The 16,695-nt window shown below is 75.7% G+C and carries 10 protein-coding genes; 6 read left to right on the top strand and 4 right to left on the bottom strand.

Features of this window, described 5'->3' with window-relative positions:
• Positions 1–51: 51 nt before the first annotated feature.
• The 3 genes from ACWERV_RS13010 to ACWERV_RS13020 all read left to right on the top strand — a co-directional run bounded on the left by ACWERV_RS13010 (position 52) and on the right by ACWERV_RS13020 (position 8,429).
• Positions 52–2,022, top strand: a complete 1,971-nt coding sequence (locus ACWERV_RS13010; RefSeq protein WP_452932202.1) for a LamG-like jellyroll fold domain-containing protein — start codon at positions 52–54, stop codon at positions 2,020–2,022.
• A gap of 201 nt (positions 2,023–2,223) precedes the next feature.
• Positions 2,224–5,571, top strand: coding sequence for an FtsX-like permease family protein (locus ACWERV_RS13015; protein WP_452932205.1), 3,348 nt, complete (start codon positions 2,224–2,226; stop codon positions 5,569–5,571).
• A 56-nt stretch (positions 5,572–5,627) separates the two neighbouring features.
• Complete coding sequence (locus ACWERV_RS13020) at positions 5,628–8,429, top strand: hypothetical protein (protein ID WP_452932208.1); 2,802 nt, start codon at positions 5,628–5,630, stop codon at positions 8,427–8,429.
• A gap of 13 nt (positions 8,430–8,442) precedes the next feature.
• On the opposite strand, the gene ACWERV_RS13025 is transcribed toward ACWERV_RS13020, so the two are convergent.
• Positions 8,443–9,483: an ABC transporter ATP-binding protein gene (locus ACWERV_RS13025; protein ID WP_452932210.1), complete on the bottom strand. Its 1,041-nt coding sequence runs from the start codon at positions 9,481–9,483 to the stop codon at positions 8,443–8,445.
• 287 nt (positions 9,484–9,770) lie between these two features.
• Here ACWERV_RS13025 and ACWERV_RS13030 point away from each other — a divergent pair, with 287 nt between their 5' ends.
• Entirely contained in the window at positions 9,771–11,279 is a 1,509-nt protein-coding gene (locus ACWERV_RS13030; protein ID WP_452932213.1) for an FAD-binding protein, read from the top strand.
• 75 nt (positions 11,280–11,354) lie between these two features.
• On the opposite strand, the gene ACWERV_RS13035 is transcribed toward ACWERV_RS13030, so the two are convergent.
• The 3 genes from ACWERV_RS13035 to ACWERV_RS13045 form a co-directional block, all read right to left on the bottom strand.
• Positions 11,355–12,443: a 3-deoxy-7-phosphoheptulonate synthase gene (locus tag ACWERV_RS13035; protein WP_452932216.1), complete on the bottom strand. Its 1,089-nt coding sequence runs from the start codon at positions 12,441–12,443 to the stop codon at positions 11,355–11,357.
• Between the two features lie 303 nt (positions 12,444–12,746).
• The gene (locus ACWERV_RS13040) at positions 12,747–13,031 is read right to left on the bottom strand and encodes a hypothetical protein (RefSeq protein ID WP_452932219.1); all 285 of its coding nucleotides are present in this window, start codon (positions 13,029–13,031) and stop codon (positions 12,747–12,749) included.
• Positions 13,032–13,094: 63 nt separating this feature from the next.
• Positions 13,095–13,412: a hypothetical protein gene (locus tag ACWERV_RS13045; protein WP_398191527.1), complete on the bottom strand. Its 318-nt coding sequence runs from the start codon at positions 13,410–13,412 to the stop codon at positions 13,095–13,097.
• Positions 13,413–13,723: 311 nt separating this feature from the next.
• Between ACWERV_RS13045 and ACWERV_RS13050 the strand changes: the two genes are divergently transcribed.
• Entirely contained in the window at positions 13,724–13,876 is a 153-nt protein-coding gene (locus ACWERV_RS13050; RefSeq protein ID WP_452932222.1) for an SflA family class IV lanthipeptide, read from the top strand.
• 7 nt (positions 13,877–13,883) lie between these two features.
• Positions 13,884–16,598 (top strand): class IV lanthionine synthetase LanL, encoded by a 2,715-nt coding sequence (gene lanL / locus ACWERV_RS13055; RefSeq protein ID WP_452932225.1) that lies wholly within the window; start codon positions 13,884–13,886, stop codon positions 16,596–16,598.
• The last annotated feature ends 97 nt before the right edge of the window (positions 16,599–16,695 follow it).

The raw sequence follows: 16,695 nt of genomic DNA on the forward strand, positions 1-16,695 counted from the left end.
CCTGGCTAGCGTCGGCGGTGTTTGGGAACCGCCACACGTGAAAGGCCCCCTATGTGCACCCAGCATGACGCCGCGTCGCAAGGACCCGGCGGGCAGGATCGGCGAGGCTTCCTGCGCAGCGCGGCACTGGCCGGTGCCGGAGCGGCGGCCGTGGGCGTCGGCGCCTCCGCGCTGAGCGCGGCTCCCGCGGCCGCCGCCGAGGGCTCGGACGCCGCCAGGTCCGGCGGGCCGGGCAGGTCCGGTACGTGGAATCCCGACCCGGAGGCCCTGCAGTTCACCCTCGCGGTGATGCCGGACACCCAGTTCCTGTACTGGGGAAGCCAGGACAGCGTCAACCGGGAGCCGCAGGAGGAGTCGTTCCGCTACATCATCGAGAACAGCGGGACGCCCGACAGCAACATCGTCTTCATGGCGCACCTCGGCGACCTGACGGAGGACGGCGACCCGCTGTCGTTCGGCGAGGTCGACAAGGCGTTCGCGATGCTGGACGCGCACGGGGCCGCGTACAGCGTGCTGGCCGGCAACCACGACGTGAGCGGCGACGACAGCCGGGGGGACACCCCGTACCTGCAGACCATGGGTCCGCGGCGGTTCCGGCGCGCGAAGTCGTTCCTCGCGGCGGACCCGACCGGCTACAACACCGCGCACGTCTTCCAGGCCGCGGGCCGCTCGTGGCTGGTGCTGGCGCTGGACTGGCGGACCACCGACCAGGGGTACGCGTGGGCCGACGCGGTCATCAAGGCGCACCCGAGGATGCCGGTGATCCTCACCTCCCACGACATCGTCGCCTCGCCCTACGATGACAACGTTTTCCCCTACGAGTCCGGCGACCCCGAGAACAACGCCGTGATGGCCGGCAACGGGCAGACGATGTGGGACCGGCTGATCAACGAGAACGACCAGGTCTTCCTGACCCTCAACGGGCACTACTGGCCCCCCGGGCGCATGACGCAGAAGAACGCCGCCGGCAACGACGTGCACATGCACATCACGAACTACCAGAACCGGTACTTCGGCGGTGGCGCGATGATCCGCCTGTACCACTTCGACCTGGTCCGCAACACGATCGACGTCGAGACGATCAACCCGTGGATCCTCGCGCAGGACCCGGAGTCCCGCAGCGAACTGGCGGCCGAGCACGCCCGCATCACCGGGCCGGTCGACAACTTCTCGATGGCGGTCGACTTCGACGAGCGGTTCAGCGGCTTCGTCCCCGTCCCGGTCCGGCCGTCCCGCCCGGCCGCCCAGGAGCTGGTCAGGGGCACGCTCGCCTACTGGCGGTTCGACGGGCAGGGCGCGCCCGGCACGGCGCTCACCGCGGGCCGGACGATCCGCGACCTGTCGGGCAAGGGCAACGACCTGACGGTGGTGACCGTCCCCGGCAGCGCCGCCGACGCGCTGACGTGGTCCGCCGACCACCACCCCGACCAGCCCGGACACGCCAGCCTGAAGTTCGTCGGCGGCCGGAACCCGCTGCACGGCTCGTACCTGACCACCGGGGCGAACGCGCCGCTGAACACCGAGACGTTCCGGAGCGGGTACACGATCGAGACGTTCGTGATGATGCCGCTCGACTGGGACGCCGGGAACAACGGCTGGGCGGCGGTACTCAGCCGCCGGGGTTCCGCCGGGGCGGCGGGCAAGCACGGCAAGAACACGGACGTGAACGAGCCCGTGCTCCAGCTCGCCATCTCCAACAACGGCCGCGAGCCGCAGTTCAACCACTACCCGCTGAACACCACGTACCCGACGACCAACTGGGGCCACGGCCTGGTCGAGCTGCGGTGGTGGCACCTGGCGGTGGTCAACGACGGCCGCTGGACGAGGCTGTACGTCGACGGCGCCCCCGTCGTCGACAACCCGAACCGCGTGTCCCAGGGTCTCACCTCCCTCGGCCTGCCCTGGCTGCTGGGCGGCCACGAGTACGCGGGCGCCACCGACATCGTCTTCCACGGCAACATCGGCGACACCCGCATCGTGAACCGCCCGCTCCCGGCCCGCGAGTTCCTGACGGCCCGCTGACCGGCGGCTTCCGTCCCCGGCACCGCACGCGCCGGGGACGGGAGCCCCTTGCCGCGGGGTGGACGGCGCCCTCGACGGGCGGGGCACGGCCGGGCGGCCGGTGGCCGGAGACGACCGCCCTGCCTTGCCGGGCCGGGGCACCCGTGTGATAGATCTGGGGCGCGTCGCCACCCGTCACATGTTCGAGGCAGGGGAGTTCATGTGGTCGCCCCCGGCCTTGCCACGCCGCCGCCGCGGCACCAGGGCGCTCAGCGCCGAGCCCGGCGGATTCCCGCGAGCGCCCGGCGGGCCGCGCAGCACGGCCTGGTCCTGGCCGCCGTCGCCGTAACGGTTCTGCTCTGCGCGACGGCCCTCGCCGCGCTCACCGCCCAGGCCGGCAGCTCCGTGCAGGCCGGGGCGGTACGCCGGTTGGCCGCCGACCCGGGCGCGCAGGTGACCGTCAACGCGTCCTTCACCGCCGACGGGATGGCCGCCGCCGACCGGGGCGTACGCGCCGCCGCCGCGCGGGCCTTCGGCGACGTACCGCAGCACACGTACGTGGGACTGCTGGGCACCTCACCGGTCTCCGTGACCGGCGTCGAGGGCGCCGCGGGTCCGCGCGGGCCCGGCGGTACGAGCCTGCACCCGGTGGCCGTGCAGGGCGCGGGCGCCTTCGGGCAGTTGACCGCGGGGAAGTGGCCCGCGGGCACGGCCGACCCGCCGGCCGCCGCCTTCACCTCGCTGTCCACCGTACGGGTCGGCACCGGGTCCACCGCCCCCGTCGAGGTGGCGGTGACCGACACGCTGGCCCGGCTGCTGGACCTGCGGCCCGGCTCGGCCCTGCGGGTGCAGGACGCCTTCCAGCGGACCATGACGCTGCGCGTCACGGGCGTCTTCCGGCCGTCCGGCGCCGCCGGGTTCTGGCCCGCGATGGCGGGCGACCTGACGCAGCAGCAGACCGCCGTCCAGGACCTGCTGGTGGTGCCGCCCGCGGCGCTCAACGGCAGCGCGGCACTCAACGGGCACCTGACCGCGCACTGGAGCGTGCAGCCCGACTTCTCCCGGCTCGACGCGGACGCCCTGTCCGGGCTCCGCGACCGGGTGCGCGCCCTGTCCGGCAGCAGGACCGGGGTGTCCGTGTTCGGCGGACGGGAGCCGTCCCTCGACGACATGACGGTGGCCTCGGGTCTGCCGGGCGCCGTCGACACACTGTCGGTGCCCATGGTCGCCGCCCGCTCCTCGCTGTACCTGCCGAGCGTGATGCTCGCCGTCCTCGCGCTGGCCACCCTGGTGCTCGCCGCCCGGCAGCTGACCGTGCGCAGGCGCGGGGAGCTGGCCCTCCAGCGGGGCAGGGGCGCGAGCACCGCGCGGCTGCTGCGGGCCGCGGGCGGCGAGTGGGCGCTCACCGGGATCCCCGCCGCGGTGGCCGCGGTCTTCCTCGCCGGGCTGCTGCACCCCGGCGGCCGGGGCGCCGACTCCTGGGCCGCGGTGGGCCTGACGCTGCTGGTGCACGCCGCCGCGGTGCTGCTGCCCGTACTGCCGTCGCCGTCCGCGCGGCCGCCCCGCGGGGCGCGCGCGGCCGCCGTCCAGCGCATGGGCGCCGACCTGGCGCTGCTGGCCGTCGCCGTCGCGGGCTACCTGGAACTGCGCCGGCACCACTCGCTGCTCGGCGGCGCGGGCAGCGGCAGCGCGGCCGCCGACCCGGTGCTGGTGCTGGTGCCGTCGCTGGTGGCCGTGGCCGCCGCGCTCCTGCTGCTGCGGCTGCTGCCGCTGACCTCGCTGCTGCTGGACGCCGTGGGCCGCCGCAGCCGGGGCCTGGTCCTCACACTCGCGGGCTGGCACCTCGGGCGCAGGGCCGCGGGCAACGCCGGGCCCGTGGTGCTGATGTGCCTGGCCATGTCGGTGAGCGCCTTCGCCACCACCGCGCTGGCGTGCCTCGGCGGCCTGGCGTCGGAGCAGGCCGCGTTCGCCGTCGGCGCGGACGTACGGATCCAGCCCTCCGCGGCCGACGGCTACCCGTCCGCGGTGCTCGGGGCCGCCTACCGGGCGCTGCCCGCGGTCACCTCGGTGGCGCCGGTGACGCAGGCGACGGTGAACCTGCCCGGCGGCGTCACCGAGAACCTCGTCGGCACGATCGGCGGCCCGGCCCCCCGCACCCCGGCGCCCGCCGTCCACGGGACGCCCCTGCCGGGGCGGCCCACCGCGCTGCTGCTGGACGAACGGCTGGGCAGCGACGGCAGCCAGGCGGCGCCGAAACTGGTGCTGACCGTGCAGGACGGGTACGGCCTGGTCAGCACCGTGTCGGCCTTCCTGCCCGCCGCGGACGGCGCCCGGCACACCGTCGTCGTCCCCCTCGACGTGGCCGACGGCGGCGGGCGCCCGCGGACGTACCCGCTCACCGTGACCGCCGTCGGTGTGCTGCCGCAGGCCGGTCAACGCCCCGCGCGGCTCGACCTGCGCATCCTCAGGTTCGGCGGGCGGGCCCCCGGTACCGCGGACCGCTGGGCCGCGCCGGACGGTGGGCAGACCTGGGCCGACGGCACCGACCACGGGCCCGCGTCCGCCGCCGCGGCCTGCCGGGGGCAGGCGGACTACAGCTACCAGCCCGGCACCCCGGGGGTGTGCGCGATCACCCGTGGCGGCCCGGACGCGCTGCGGGCCACGATCAGCACCGGCCTCAAGGCGTCCGAGGCGCAGGGGGACTTCGCCACGGGCCTGTCCGCGAGCGACTTCGACACCCGGCCGGGCACCGAGGCACGGCTGGTCGCGGGCCCCGCCGGGAAACCGGCGCCGCTGCCCGTACGCGCCGACGCCGCGATGCTCCGCGACACCCGCCTGGGCGTGGGCGACACCACCTCGTTCGGCCTGGGCGACGGCGCGCGCGTCACCGTGCGGATCGTCGGCCGGGCGGAAGCGCTGCCCGGCCTCGGCCGCGGACAGGGGCACCTGGTCGCCGACCAGCGCGCGCTCGCCTCGGCCACCACGCTGGCCGGCGCCGACCAGGCGGACCCCGCCTTCTGGTGGCTCGGCAGCACCGACAGCGCGCGCACGGCCGCGGCCGCCGACGCGCGGCCCGCGCTCGGCCACGCCACCACGACACCGCGCACCGCGGCGGCCCTCCAGGACGACCCGTTCCGCAGCGGTCTTCGCCGCGTGCTGGAACTCGTCCGCTCCATGGCCCCCGGCTTCGCGGTCGTCGCCTTCACCGTGCACGCGGTGATCTCCGCCCGGCAGCGGCGCAGGGAGTTCGCCCTGCTGCGGGCGGTCGGCGTCCGCTCCCGGAGCCTTTCCGCGCTGCTCGGCGCCGAGCAGGTGGGCCTCGCGCTGTTCGCGGTGGTGCCGGGCGCGCTGATGGGTACCGCGCTCGCCTCGGCGGTGCTGCCGCTGGTCACCGTGGACGACAGCGGGCAGGCCCCGTACCCGCCGCTGCCGCTCGTCGTCCCCTGGGGCGTCGTCGCGCTGACCGCGGTGGCGACCGCGCTGGCGATCAGCGCGGTGGTGCTGGGCCTCGGACGGCTGCTGGCCCGGGTGGACCTGGTACGGGTACTGCGCGCGGGGGAGGACCGGTGATGCGGGCGGCGGAGAAGGAACGCGACGGGACGCGGCGGGCGGGGAAGGGGGCGGCGGTGACCCTGCGCCTCATCCGCCGGGAGACCCGCGGCGACCTGCCGCTGCTCGGGTGCCTCGCGGTCCTCGTCCTGGCGCTCACCGCGCTGTGCGCGTGGGCCCCGGCCCTCGCCGGACGCCAGGAGGACCGGGCGCTGCGGCAGCGGGTCGAGGCCGCGCAGGCGCAGACCCCGCTGGTCACCATGAGCACCACCCTCGCGGTCTTCAACAGCCCCCAGGTGGAGGTCGGCCGGCTGCTCGGCGCGGGCCGCACCCTCACCGCCCGGCTCGGCGCCCCCGCCGCCGCCCGCCTGACGCCCGAGGGCGACGCCGGGTACGACTACGGCCAGGCGGCCCTGACCTCGCCCCGCCCGCCGGACCGCACCGTCACCGGCACCCGGCTCGCGCTGAGCTATCTGCCGTCCGCGCAGGGCCACCTGCGCTACGTCAGCGGCCACGCGCCCGCCGACAGCACGCCGAAGGGCGGTGTGCCCCAGGTCGCCCTGTCGCAGGCCACCGCCGCCGCGCTCGGCGTCGGTCCCGGCAGCCGGCTGGCCGTCGACTTCGCCGCGACGCCCGACGTCCAGGACACACCGCCGCACGTGACGCTGCTGGTGAGCGGGATCTACCGCCCCACCGCCGGGAGCGGCGGCTACTGGACGGGACGCGAGAGCCTCGACCGGCCGACGACCGCCCCCGCCGAACGCACCGCCGGCACGGTCCTGTCCGCCCGCGGCCTCGTCGGCCGCGACACCGCCGACGTGCTGTCCGCCGCCGGGGTGCGCGGCCCCCTGGTGACCTGGCAGCTGCACGCCGACCTGCGCGGTGCGGCACTGGACGAGGCCCGCGCCCTGTCCGGGCCGCTGGCCGGTTTCGGCGCGACCCTGAACGCCGACCTGTGCCAGGGGCAGGGCACCGACTTCGTCACCGGCGACGTCATCTGCACCGTCGCGGGCCAGACCACCGGCTCCGTGCTGGTCGTCGACTCCCTGACGCCGCTGCTGGCCTCGTTCACCGCGCAGGACCACCAGGCGAGAGCCCTGGCGGCCTTCGCCGTGGACGCGCTCGCCGCCGTCGTCCTGGCCACCGTCGTCGTCGCGGTGCGGCTGCTGCTGCTCCGCAGGCGGGCGCACCTGCGGCTGCAGCGCGCCCGGGGCGCGTCCACGGCGCGGCTGGTGCTGGTGCGCTGCGCCGTGGCGTGGACGGTGGTCCCGGTCGCCGCGCTCGCCGGGTGGGCGGTGGGGCGGGCCTTCGCGCCGGGGGGTACGTCCGGGGCGCCGCAGCCGCTGGTCGCCGTCGCCGCCGCCGCGGTGGTCGCGGTGACGGTGCCGCTGATGACGTGGCTCGCGGTCCGTGAGCCCCGCAGGCCCGGCCCGGCGCGGACGGCGCGCCGCCGTACGGCCGTACTGCGGCGCGTGGTGCTGGAGCTGACGGTGCTGCTCGCGGCGGCGGCCGGGGTGGTCGCGCTGCGCTCGCAGGGTCCCGACGGGATACTCGGGGCGGTGCCGGTGCTGGTGGCGCTGGCCGTCGTGCTGGTGCTGCTGCGGTGCTACCCGCTGGCGCTGCGCCTGCTGCTGTGGCGGGCCCGGCGCGGCCGGGGGACGGTGGGCTTCGTCGGCGCGGCCCGCGCCGCGCACGACGCCCCGGCGACCGGTCTCGCGCTGTTCGTCCTGGTGCTGACGCTGGGCACGGCGGTGTTCGGCGGACTCGTGCAGCGCACGATCGGCGACGGCCTGGCCGGGGGCGCCGACTGGGCGGCCGGCGCCGACGCGAGCGCGACCGCGAGCGGGCACGTCACCCCCGCCGAATCCACCGCCGGGATACGGACGGCCGTCCAGCAGGTGCACACCGTCAGCCTGGTGGGGCAGGCCGACGGGGCGCTCACCACCCGGGCCGCCGTGATCACCGTGGACCCGGCCGGGCTCGTCGCCGTCGCCCCGCGGTCAGCGCTGGCCCGCGCCCTGCTGGCCGGACTGGGCCCGACGCCCGCGGGCCGCCCGGACGCGCACACCCCGCTGCCGTCCTTCCTCTCCGCCGACCTGCGGGCGAGCGAGCGCAGCGGCGGCTTCACCACCTCGCTCGGGGCCGAGGGGCAGCCCACGGTGGACCTGACCTTCACCCCCGTCGGCACCCTCACCGCCGCCGACCTGCGCGACCCCCTCCTCGGGCCGGTCACCGCGCGGATCCCCGCCGGGACACCGCTCCTGGTCACCACCGCCACCGCCGACCGGCTGATGCCGGCGCAGAACACCGACAGCACCGTCCTGCTCCTGCGCGCCGACACCCCGGCCACCGCCGCACCCGCCGCGCTGCGGTCGGCGGCGACCCGCGCGCTCGGACCGCTGGCCCGGATCCGGGTCCGCGCCGAGGAGCTGAACGCCCTGCACGACGACGGCCTCACCCGGGGCCTCGGCACCCTCTACACCGCGGCCTCGGCCCTGGCCGCGCTGTCCGGCCTGCTCGCCCTCGCCCTGGAGCTGGCCCTCACCGCCCACGAACGCGGCCGCACCACCGCCTTCCTGCGCACCCTGGGGCTCGGCGGCGGGGAAGCGGGGGCGCTGCACCTCCTGCAACTGCTGCCGCTCGCGGCGGCCTCCGCGGTAGGCGGCACGGTCCTCGGGCTGGTCGAACCCCGGCTGATGGCACGGGCGTTGGACCTGCGCCAGTTCACCGGCGGCCCCGCCGAACCCGCGCTGCGCACCGACTACGGGCTGCTCGTCGCGCTGGTCGCCGGTGTGACGGCGCTGGTGCTCGCCGCCGCGGCCACCGAGACCGTGCTCGCCCGCCGGCGCCGCCTGGGAGCCGTACTGCGGCTGAGCTGACGGGGGCCCCGGGCTACGGCACGTCCTGCGCGGGCCCGGTGTCCTCGGAGCTCTCGCCGTTCTCGGCGTTCTCGGCGTTCTCCGCCGCGGACCTGGCCCGCCGCGCCGCCTCGTCGGGCCATACGCCGATGTGGTCGGCTTCCAGGGCCAGCCGCACCCGCTTGCGCATGTGCAGGCGTTCGGTGAACTCGCCGGGCAACTGCAGCCGCCCGCTGCCGTCGAGGACCGCGTACTCCTCGGCGGTGAGCACCTCCACGCCGTCCTCGCCGGTGGCGACCCGTCGCAGCACCTCGGTGGAGGTGCGCCCGTTGCGGATCAGCACGGTGCGCTGCACCTGTTCGGACACCAGCGGGTCGTGCGTGACGACCACGACCGTGACCCCCAGCTCCTCGTTGGCCCGGCGCAGCGCCGCGAACACCTCGTCGCTGGTGGCCGTGTCGAGCTCGCCGGTGGGCTCGTCGGCCAGCAGCACGCGCGGCGCGTTGGCGTTGGCGACGGCGATCGCGACACGCTGCTGCTCACCGCCGGAGAGCATGTCGGGGGTGCGGTCCGCGCAGTGCGCGACGGACAGCATGCCGAGCAGCTCCTCGGCGCGCGCCCGGCACCGGGACCGCCGGACGCCGGTGTACGTCATCGGCAGCATCACGTTCTCCACGGCCGTGAGGTACGGCAGCAGGTTGTGCGACGTCTGCTGCCAGATGAAGCCCACCGTCCCGCGCCGGTAGCGCAGCCGGTCGCGGCCCTTCATCGCCAGCAGGTCGTGCCCGTCCACGGCGGCCGAACCGGCGGTGGGCACGTCCTGCCCGGACAGGATGCCCAGCAAGGTGGACTTCCCCGAGCCGGAGGCGCCGATCACCGCGACCATCTCGCCCTCGGCGACGGCCAGGTCGAGCCCCTGGAGCGCCTGCACCTCCACGCCCTCGGTCCGGTAGATCCGCACCAGGTTCTCGCAGACCACCACCCCGTCCTCACGCTGGGGGGCGGCTGCCTCGGCGGCCCGCCGCCGCAGTTCCGCCAGGTCCCGTGCCCCAGTGGGCTGTTCACGAACTGCCACGTGGTCTCCCCAGGGTGAAGTCGGTCCCGGCCATTGTCCCTTGTCCGTCCGGCGGCCGCAGGACCGGGGGCACACGCCCTCCCGGGGGGACCGCGGGGACCGGGACCGCGGGGACCACGGGGGTACGGCCGTTCGCCGACCGTACCGCGACACGGACACCCGTTCCCGTCGATGTGACCGCAGGTGAACACCGCCTCGGATAGCATCGCGCTGGTCGTCGGCCTGTGCCCGCACGGCGGCGCGCCGCACCGTACGAGAGACGTCGCGCCCTGCCGAGGAGGCGGAGAATGTCCCATCAGCCCACCCGACGGACCGTTCTGCACAGCATGGCCGCGGGCGTCGGGGTGATCGCCTTCGACCCGTCGGCCCGCTCCTGGGTCGCGGGCCCGGCCCGCCCGCACTCCGGGGACGCCCTGGGCGACGGCATGGCCGGTGTGCCGAAGCTGGACGGCACGCTGCTGACCGACCCCGCGTCGCTCGCCGCCGACGCGGACGACTTCGGCCACGTCGTCCACCGCCTCCCGGCCGCCGTCCTGCGGCCCGGCTCGGTCGACGACATCGTGGCGATGGTCCGGTTCTGCAACACCCATCACATCCAGGTCGCCGCCCGCGGCCAGGGCCACGGCACCAACGGCCAGGCGCAGGTGGCCGGCGGGCTGATCATCGAGACCGCGCCGCTGGACACGATCGGACCGGTACGCGACCGAGCGGCCGGTACCGGAACCGTGTCGGTCGGCGCCGGCGCGGTATGGAGCGCGGTCGTGCGGGCCACCCTCGCGCACGGCCTCACCCCGCCGGTCTTCACCGACTACCTGGAACTGTCGGTCGGCGGCACCCTGTCGGTCGGCGGACTCGGCGGCCAGTCGCACCGGTACGGCGCCCAGGTGGACAACGTCACCGCGCTCCAGGTCGTCACCGGAGCGGGGGAACTGGTCAGCTGCTCCCCGACCCGCCGCCCCGACCTCTTCCGCGCCGTGCTCGCCGGGCTCGGCCAGTGCGCCGTCATCGTCTCCGCGACGCTGCGACTGGTGACCGCGCCCACCTCCGTACGCCACTTCCTGCTGCCCTACACCGACCTGGCCACCTACCTCGACGACCAGCGGCGACTGGTGAACGACAAGCGGTTCACCTACGTGGAGGGCTCGATCGCCCCCGATGCAACGGGGGCGTTCACCGGCTACGTCATCGAGGCGACCGCCTACGGCCCGCCCGCGGGCCCCGCACCGGACGACACCGCGCTGCTCCGCGGCCTGCGCTACGACCGGTCCGGCGCGGTCACCGCCGAGACCCTGGACTACTTCGACTTCCTCAACCGGCTGGCCCCGGGCGTCGCAGCGCTGCAAGCGGCGGGCTTCTGGGCGTGGGCGCACCCCTGGCTCAACCTGCTGCTGCCCGGCGACCGCGCCGCCGAACTCGCCCGCACCCTGCTCGACCGGATGGCCGGTGAGGACACCGGCCCCGGCGGCGTCGTCCTGCTCTATCCGCTCTCCGCCGCCCGGCTGCACACCCCGTTGCTGCGGATGCCGGACGACCCGGTGCCGTACCTGTTCGCGGTCCTGTGGACGCTGGATCCGGCCGACCCCGCCGCGATCACCGCCCGCGCGGCCGCCAACCATGCGGCGTACGAAACGGTGCGCGCGGCCGGCGGCACGCAGTACCCGGTGGGCACCATTCCCATGAGCGCCGCGGACTGGCGCCACCAGTACGGCCGCGTCTGGGCGGAGTTCGCGGCCGCCAAGCACCGCTACGACCCGTGCGGGCTGCTGGCTCCCGGCCAGCACGTGTTCCCGGCCTGACGGACGTCCCCGTCCGGCCTGTCGCGCGCCCGGTGGCTGCGAGCCGCCGGGCGCGCGGCCGGGTGCGTGGACCGGTCAGCGGGCGGCGCCACGGCGGCGGCGAACGGCTTCGGCGAGTTCCTCCAGGAGAGGAGCCGTCTCCTGCCAGCCGATGCAGGCGTCGGTGACGCTCCGGCCGTAGGCGAGGGTGTCGAGCGGGCCGGGCTCCTGGCGGCCCGGCAGGAGGAAGCTCTCCATCATCAGACCGGCCACGCGCCGCTCGCCGTCGCCGATGCGTCCGGCCAGTTCGCGGACGACGGCCTCCTGACGGACGTGGTCCTTGCCGCTGTTGCCGTGGCTGGCGTCGACAACCACGTGTTCCGGCATTCCCGCCTTCGCCAGGAGCTTGCAGGCGTCGAAGACGCTGCGCTCGTCGTAGTTGGGGCCGCCGCGCCCGCCGCGCAGGATGACATGGCTGTCCGGGTTGCCGGTGGTGGACACGATCGCGCCCCGGCCGTCCCCGTCGATACCGAAGAACACGTGCTCACCGGCTGCCGCGCGGCAGCCGTCGATCGCGGCCTGCACATCGCCGTCGGTCGCGTTCTTGAAGCCCACCGGCATGGAGAGCCCCGACACGAGTTGGCGGTGCACCTGGCTCTCCGGGGTACGGGCCCCGATCGCCCCCCAGCTCACCAGGTCCGCGAGGTACTGCGGGCTGGTCGGCTCCAGGAACTCGCAGCCCACCGGCAGTCCGAGGTCCACGATGTCGAGCAGCACCTGCCGGGCCGTCCGCAGTCCGCGCTGGGTGTCGTACGTGCCGTCCATGTCGGGGTCGTTGATGAGGCCTTTCCACCCGAGGGTGGTGCGCGGCTTCTCGAAGTAGACCCGCATGACCACGCAGAGCGCGTCGCTCAGCGGGGCGACGGCCTCGGCGAGCCGGCGGCCGTAGTCCTGGGCGGCCGCCGGGTCGTGGACCGAGCACGGGCCGGTGACCAGCAGCAGCCGGTCGTCCTGACCGGTCAGGACCTTGCGTACGGCTTCCCGGCCTTCGAGGACCACCCGGGAACGGGCGGCCGTCATGGGAAGGCTCCTGCGGAGTTCCGCGGGCGACACAAGGGGCTGGAAACTGCGGACGCGCAGATCGTTGGTGGGCTGTGACCGCTCGTCCGGGATAGCGGAAGGCATGGAGACGCGATTCCTTCTGTACGAAGGTGGGTCCGCCTCGCACCGCGTCGTCACAGGTACCCGGAGTGGCCCACCTTACGGCGAAAGGGCAGGGACGGATGTCCCTACCCTTGTGGCTCCGGGTCGTCGTGGTCAGCGCAAGTGACCTGCGGCTCTTCCCGGAGCCGAGGTAAAGCGCCAATAGAGACGAACCGTGGTGGGCATGGCCGCAACGTAGCACACACCGCGCGGCCGGGTCCGGTGCATTGATCGCCGCGCGCCCGCCGACCCCCCCCGGCCCTGGAGCCGCGACGGAGTCGTCCCTCAGCAGAACCAGCCGTTCTGCACCCACCCGTGCCGGTTGATGTCGCCGTACGCGAAGCCGTACACCCATGAGCCGTTCACCTGCTCGACCAGGAAGGTCTGGCCCTGGAACAGTGTGCCCGTCCAGGCGCCGAGGGGCTCGGTCCTGACGTAGAGGTCCTGCGCGCAGACCGTCTCCCGCACGCCGACCGTCCCGTCGGCGGCACCGGCGGGGACGGCGGCGGTCAGCAGCGCGGCGGCGGCCAGGGCGGCGGCAGCGGCGCCCGTCGTCACGTTTCGCAGCACGGTGAACTCCTTCTGCTGGAAGGGGGTGTGAGGGGCGGGCGGCATCGGGGGCCGGATCCGGCCTCACCAGGAGTCGTAGCCGCCGATGCACTCGATCCGCAGATAGCCCCAGTCGTCGGGCCCGAAGTCGAAGCTGGCCGCCCAGCCGTTGTAGACGGGGTGCGAGCCCGGCGTGTGGCCGATCTTCTTGCCGTAGCCCAGCGTGCGCAGCAGCCCCGACGGGCCGTTCGCGCTGTCGTAGTTGGCGTAGAAGCTGGCGCTCTGGCAGACCACGACGGCGTGCTCGGGCGGCACGGCCGCCTCCGCGGAGGGCAGCAGGGCACTCGCGGCCGGAACGGCCAGCAGGCAGGCGGCGATGAGCGTACGACGGCGTCGCGTCATGTCACGTCCAGGTAGGAGGGGTGTGCCGGACGGTACGGAAGGGCCAGTGCTCCGCACCCACTCTAGATTCTTGACCGTGCTCAGACAATATCGAGGGATGGGCGAGCGGGCCGCCGCGGTGCGCGGACCCAGGGCGGTCACCACCCGGGGAGCGCCGGCCCTCCGGCGGCGCGGGGCGGGCGCATCCGGCGAACGGCCGATTCGCACTCCTTGCCCGCACGCACCGCCATGGCGAGACTGGCAGGGACATGACGACCCCGCACGGCGGGCTGTCCCGTCCCCCTCCCGACGAAAGGACCACCATGAGCCCTGTGGCACTGCCTGTCCGCGACGCCGGCCCACTGGACGTGGCCGTGGAGGAAGAAGAAGTGCCGTTCGAGGACCAGGCCGACCCCGGCCGCGGTATCGAGGCCTGTCTGCCCGAGCCCTTCCCGACCGCGACGACCCGCCTCGGCTGCGACTAGTCGCGGCATGGCGGCCGGGACGTCCCCGGAGGGCGCGGACGTTCCCGGGGCGCGCGCCCCGGGAACGTCGGCGTCCGGCGTGCGGGCGGACGCCGACCGTGGGTTCCGGGAGGACGGCGGCCCCGGCCTGCGCGAGCGGCTCGCGGCGCTGCTCGCGGGCAGCGGGCGGCGGCTGGTCGCCGACGGCCCGTGGCTCTGCCTGTTCGCGGGCGGCGACGGCCGACTCCCCCGCCACGGCTGGAAGCTGCACGTCTCCGCACGGGCGGCCGACCTGTGCCAGGTCGCGGACCTGGTCGTCCCGGTGCTGCTGCGGTACGCGTGCGACGCCAAGTTCGCCGCGGGCGCCGAGGAACTGCGGGCGATGAACAGCGGGGAGCGGGATCCCGCTCTGGTCGGGAAGGCAATCACCGTCTATCCGCGGCCGGCGGACGTGGCGGCGCTCGGCGGTGAGCTGGCCGAGCTGCTGGCCGGGCGGCCGGCCCCCCGGGTGCTCAGCGACCGGCGGATCCGCCCCGACTCCCCCGTCTCCTACCGCTACGGCCCCTTCCGTGCCACCGGCGGCGACGACGCCGCGCTCACCATGACCGGCCCCGGCGGGGTGACCTTCCCCGGCCGCGCGGGCACCCGCTACCGCAAACCGCCGTGGGCCGCGGACCCGTTCCGGGCGGAGCCGCCGCAACCACCCCGCCCGGCCCGGCTGATCGGCGGCCGCTACCGGCTCACCTCGGGCGTCGCCCGCTCCCCGCACGGTGACGTCTACCGCGCCGTGGACGCCGTCACGGGCGAGCGGGTGATCGTCAAACAGGCCAGGGCGTACGCGGGCGAGGACGCCGACGGTGTGGACGCCCGCGGCCGGCTGCGGCACGAGCACGCCGTCCTCGCGGCCCTGACCGGCCTCGACGGCGTCCCCGCGATCCGCGAGCACCTCAGGCACGGTGACGACGAGTACCTGGTCACCACCGACCTCGGCCCCCGCGACCTGCGCCGCGACGTGCTCGCCCACGGGCCGTACGAGCCCGCCGGCGCGTGGCCGGGCGAGGACGCCGGGACCGGCCGCGGAATCGCCGCCCTGGCGCGCCGCCTGCTCGCGGTGCTCGACGGTGTCCACGCCCGCGGTGTCGTCGTGGGCGACCTCAAGCCGTCCAACGTGGTGCTCGGCGCGGACGGTACCGCGTCCCTGGTGGACTTCGGCGTCAGCGCGCTGCACGGCGAACGACCGGCCGGGGCGACGCCCGGCTACTCGATGCCGGCCCACCGCGCCGGCGGGCCGCCCCGACCGGCCGACGACCTCTACGCGCTCGGCGCGACCCTGCACTTCGCGCTGACCGGCATGGACCCGGTGGTGATCGACCGGGACGACGCCGTCAACCGCGAGCGCACCCTGGCCTGCCTGGCCGGTGCGCTCCCGGGCGCCGCGCACCGGCCGACGCGTGAACTCGTCGCGGGGCTGATGGACCCCGATCCCGTGCGGCGCACCGCCTGGGCGCGGGGTCGGCGCGTACCGGAGCCGCCCGCGACCGCCGGGCGCCCGCTCCCGACGCCGCCGCGGATCACTCCCGGCCTGCTGGACGACCTGATCGCGCACACCGTCGCGGCCTGCGTGGCCGCCGCCGCGGACCTGCCCGCGGGAGCGCGGTCCCGGGACGGGCGGCAGGGCTCCGGGACGACGCTCTACGACGGCGCGGCCGGCCTGGGCCTCGAACTGCTGCACCACACGGACCAGCCGGGCGTGCCGGAGGCCGTGAGGGACCTGGCCCGTCGGACCGCCGACGACCCGGACCTGCCGAAGCTCGCCGCCGGGCTGTACGTCGGCCGTACCGGAATCGACCTCTTCCTCGACTCGGCCGCCGCGCTCACCGGCCTGCCCGCGGCCTTCGCCGACCCGCCCCCGTACGACGGCACCGGGGACCAGATCAGCGGCGCCGCGGGCGCCGGGACCGGGCTGCTGGCACTGGCCGGGCACGCGTACGCCGCAGGCCGGGTCGCGGAAGGCGACGCGCGGACGGCCGCGGCGAGCGAGTGCGTACGGGCGCTGCGGGCAGCCGGGGGCGGGCGCGAGCGCGTCGGGCCGCCCGCCTCGGCCGCGGCCTCCGAGGCGGCGTTCCCCTTCGGCTTCGCCCACGGCTCGGCGGGCGTCGTGCACTTCCTGTACGCCTACCACCGCGGTACCGGTGACCCGGCCGCGGGCGCCGCCGCCCGCCGCGGGCTGGCCGAACTGGTCGCGCACACCCCGCGGTTGCTCGCCCTGGCGGCCCGGCCCGAGGCCCACCGGCGCTACGGGTCCTGGTGCCGGGGGCTGGCCGGGATCGGGGCGGTGCTGATCGAGACGGGCAGGCACGACGCCGACCCGCTCACCACGGACCTGGGGCTGAAGTGCGCCTGGGCGTGCCACGCCCTCGCACCCCGGATGAGCCCGGTGTCCCAGTGCTGCGGCCTGTCCGGCGTCGGCGAACTCCTCATCGACGCGGCGGCCGCGACCGGCGACAGCCGTCTGCACCGCGCCGCCGAGGAGGTGGCGGGACTGATCCTGGCCCGCAGCGGCGGCACCCCTCGGCGGCCGCTCTTCCCCGACAACACGCTCGCCACGTCGGGACCGGGCTGGGCGACGGGCAGCGCGGGCGTGCTCTCCTTCCTGCGCAGGCTGCGCGACCACGGCGGCCCACGGCTGTGGGCGGCGCCGCCTGCGAGCCCTTGTCCGTCAGGCCCCGGACCTCGCACCTGACTGCGTTCCCGGTCAGGGACCGCTGCGGGGACACCTCCCCGGGCACGGCCCGGCGGTCCGGCGCGTCCGGACGGCGCTGACCGGCGCGGGTGTCGAG

Source organism: Streptomyces sp. NPDC004031 (assembly GCF_053604375.1).

Coding starts and splice junctions, on each gene's coding strand:
- ACWERV_RS13010 (WP_452932202.1), top strand. CDS start 52: ATGTGCACCCAGCATGACGCCGCGTCGCAAGGACCCGGCGGGCAGGAT.
- ACWERV_RS13030 (WP_452932213.1), top strand. CDS start 9,771: ATGTCCCATCAGCCCACCCGACGGACCGTTCTGCACAGCATGGCCGCG.
- ACWERV_RS13035 (WP_452932216.1), bottom strand. CDS start 12,443: ATGCCTTCCGCTATCCCGGACGAGCGGTCACAGCCCACCAACGATCTG.
- ACWERV_RS13045 (WP_398191527.1), bottom strand. CDS start 13,412: ATGACGCGACGCCGTCGTACGCTCATCGCCGCCTGCCTGCTGGCCGTT.
- lanL (WP_452932225.1), top strand. CDS start 13,884: ATGGCGGCCGGGACGTCCCCGGAGGGCGCGGACGTTCCCGGGGCGCGC.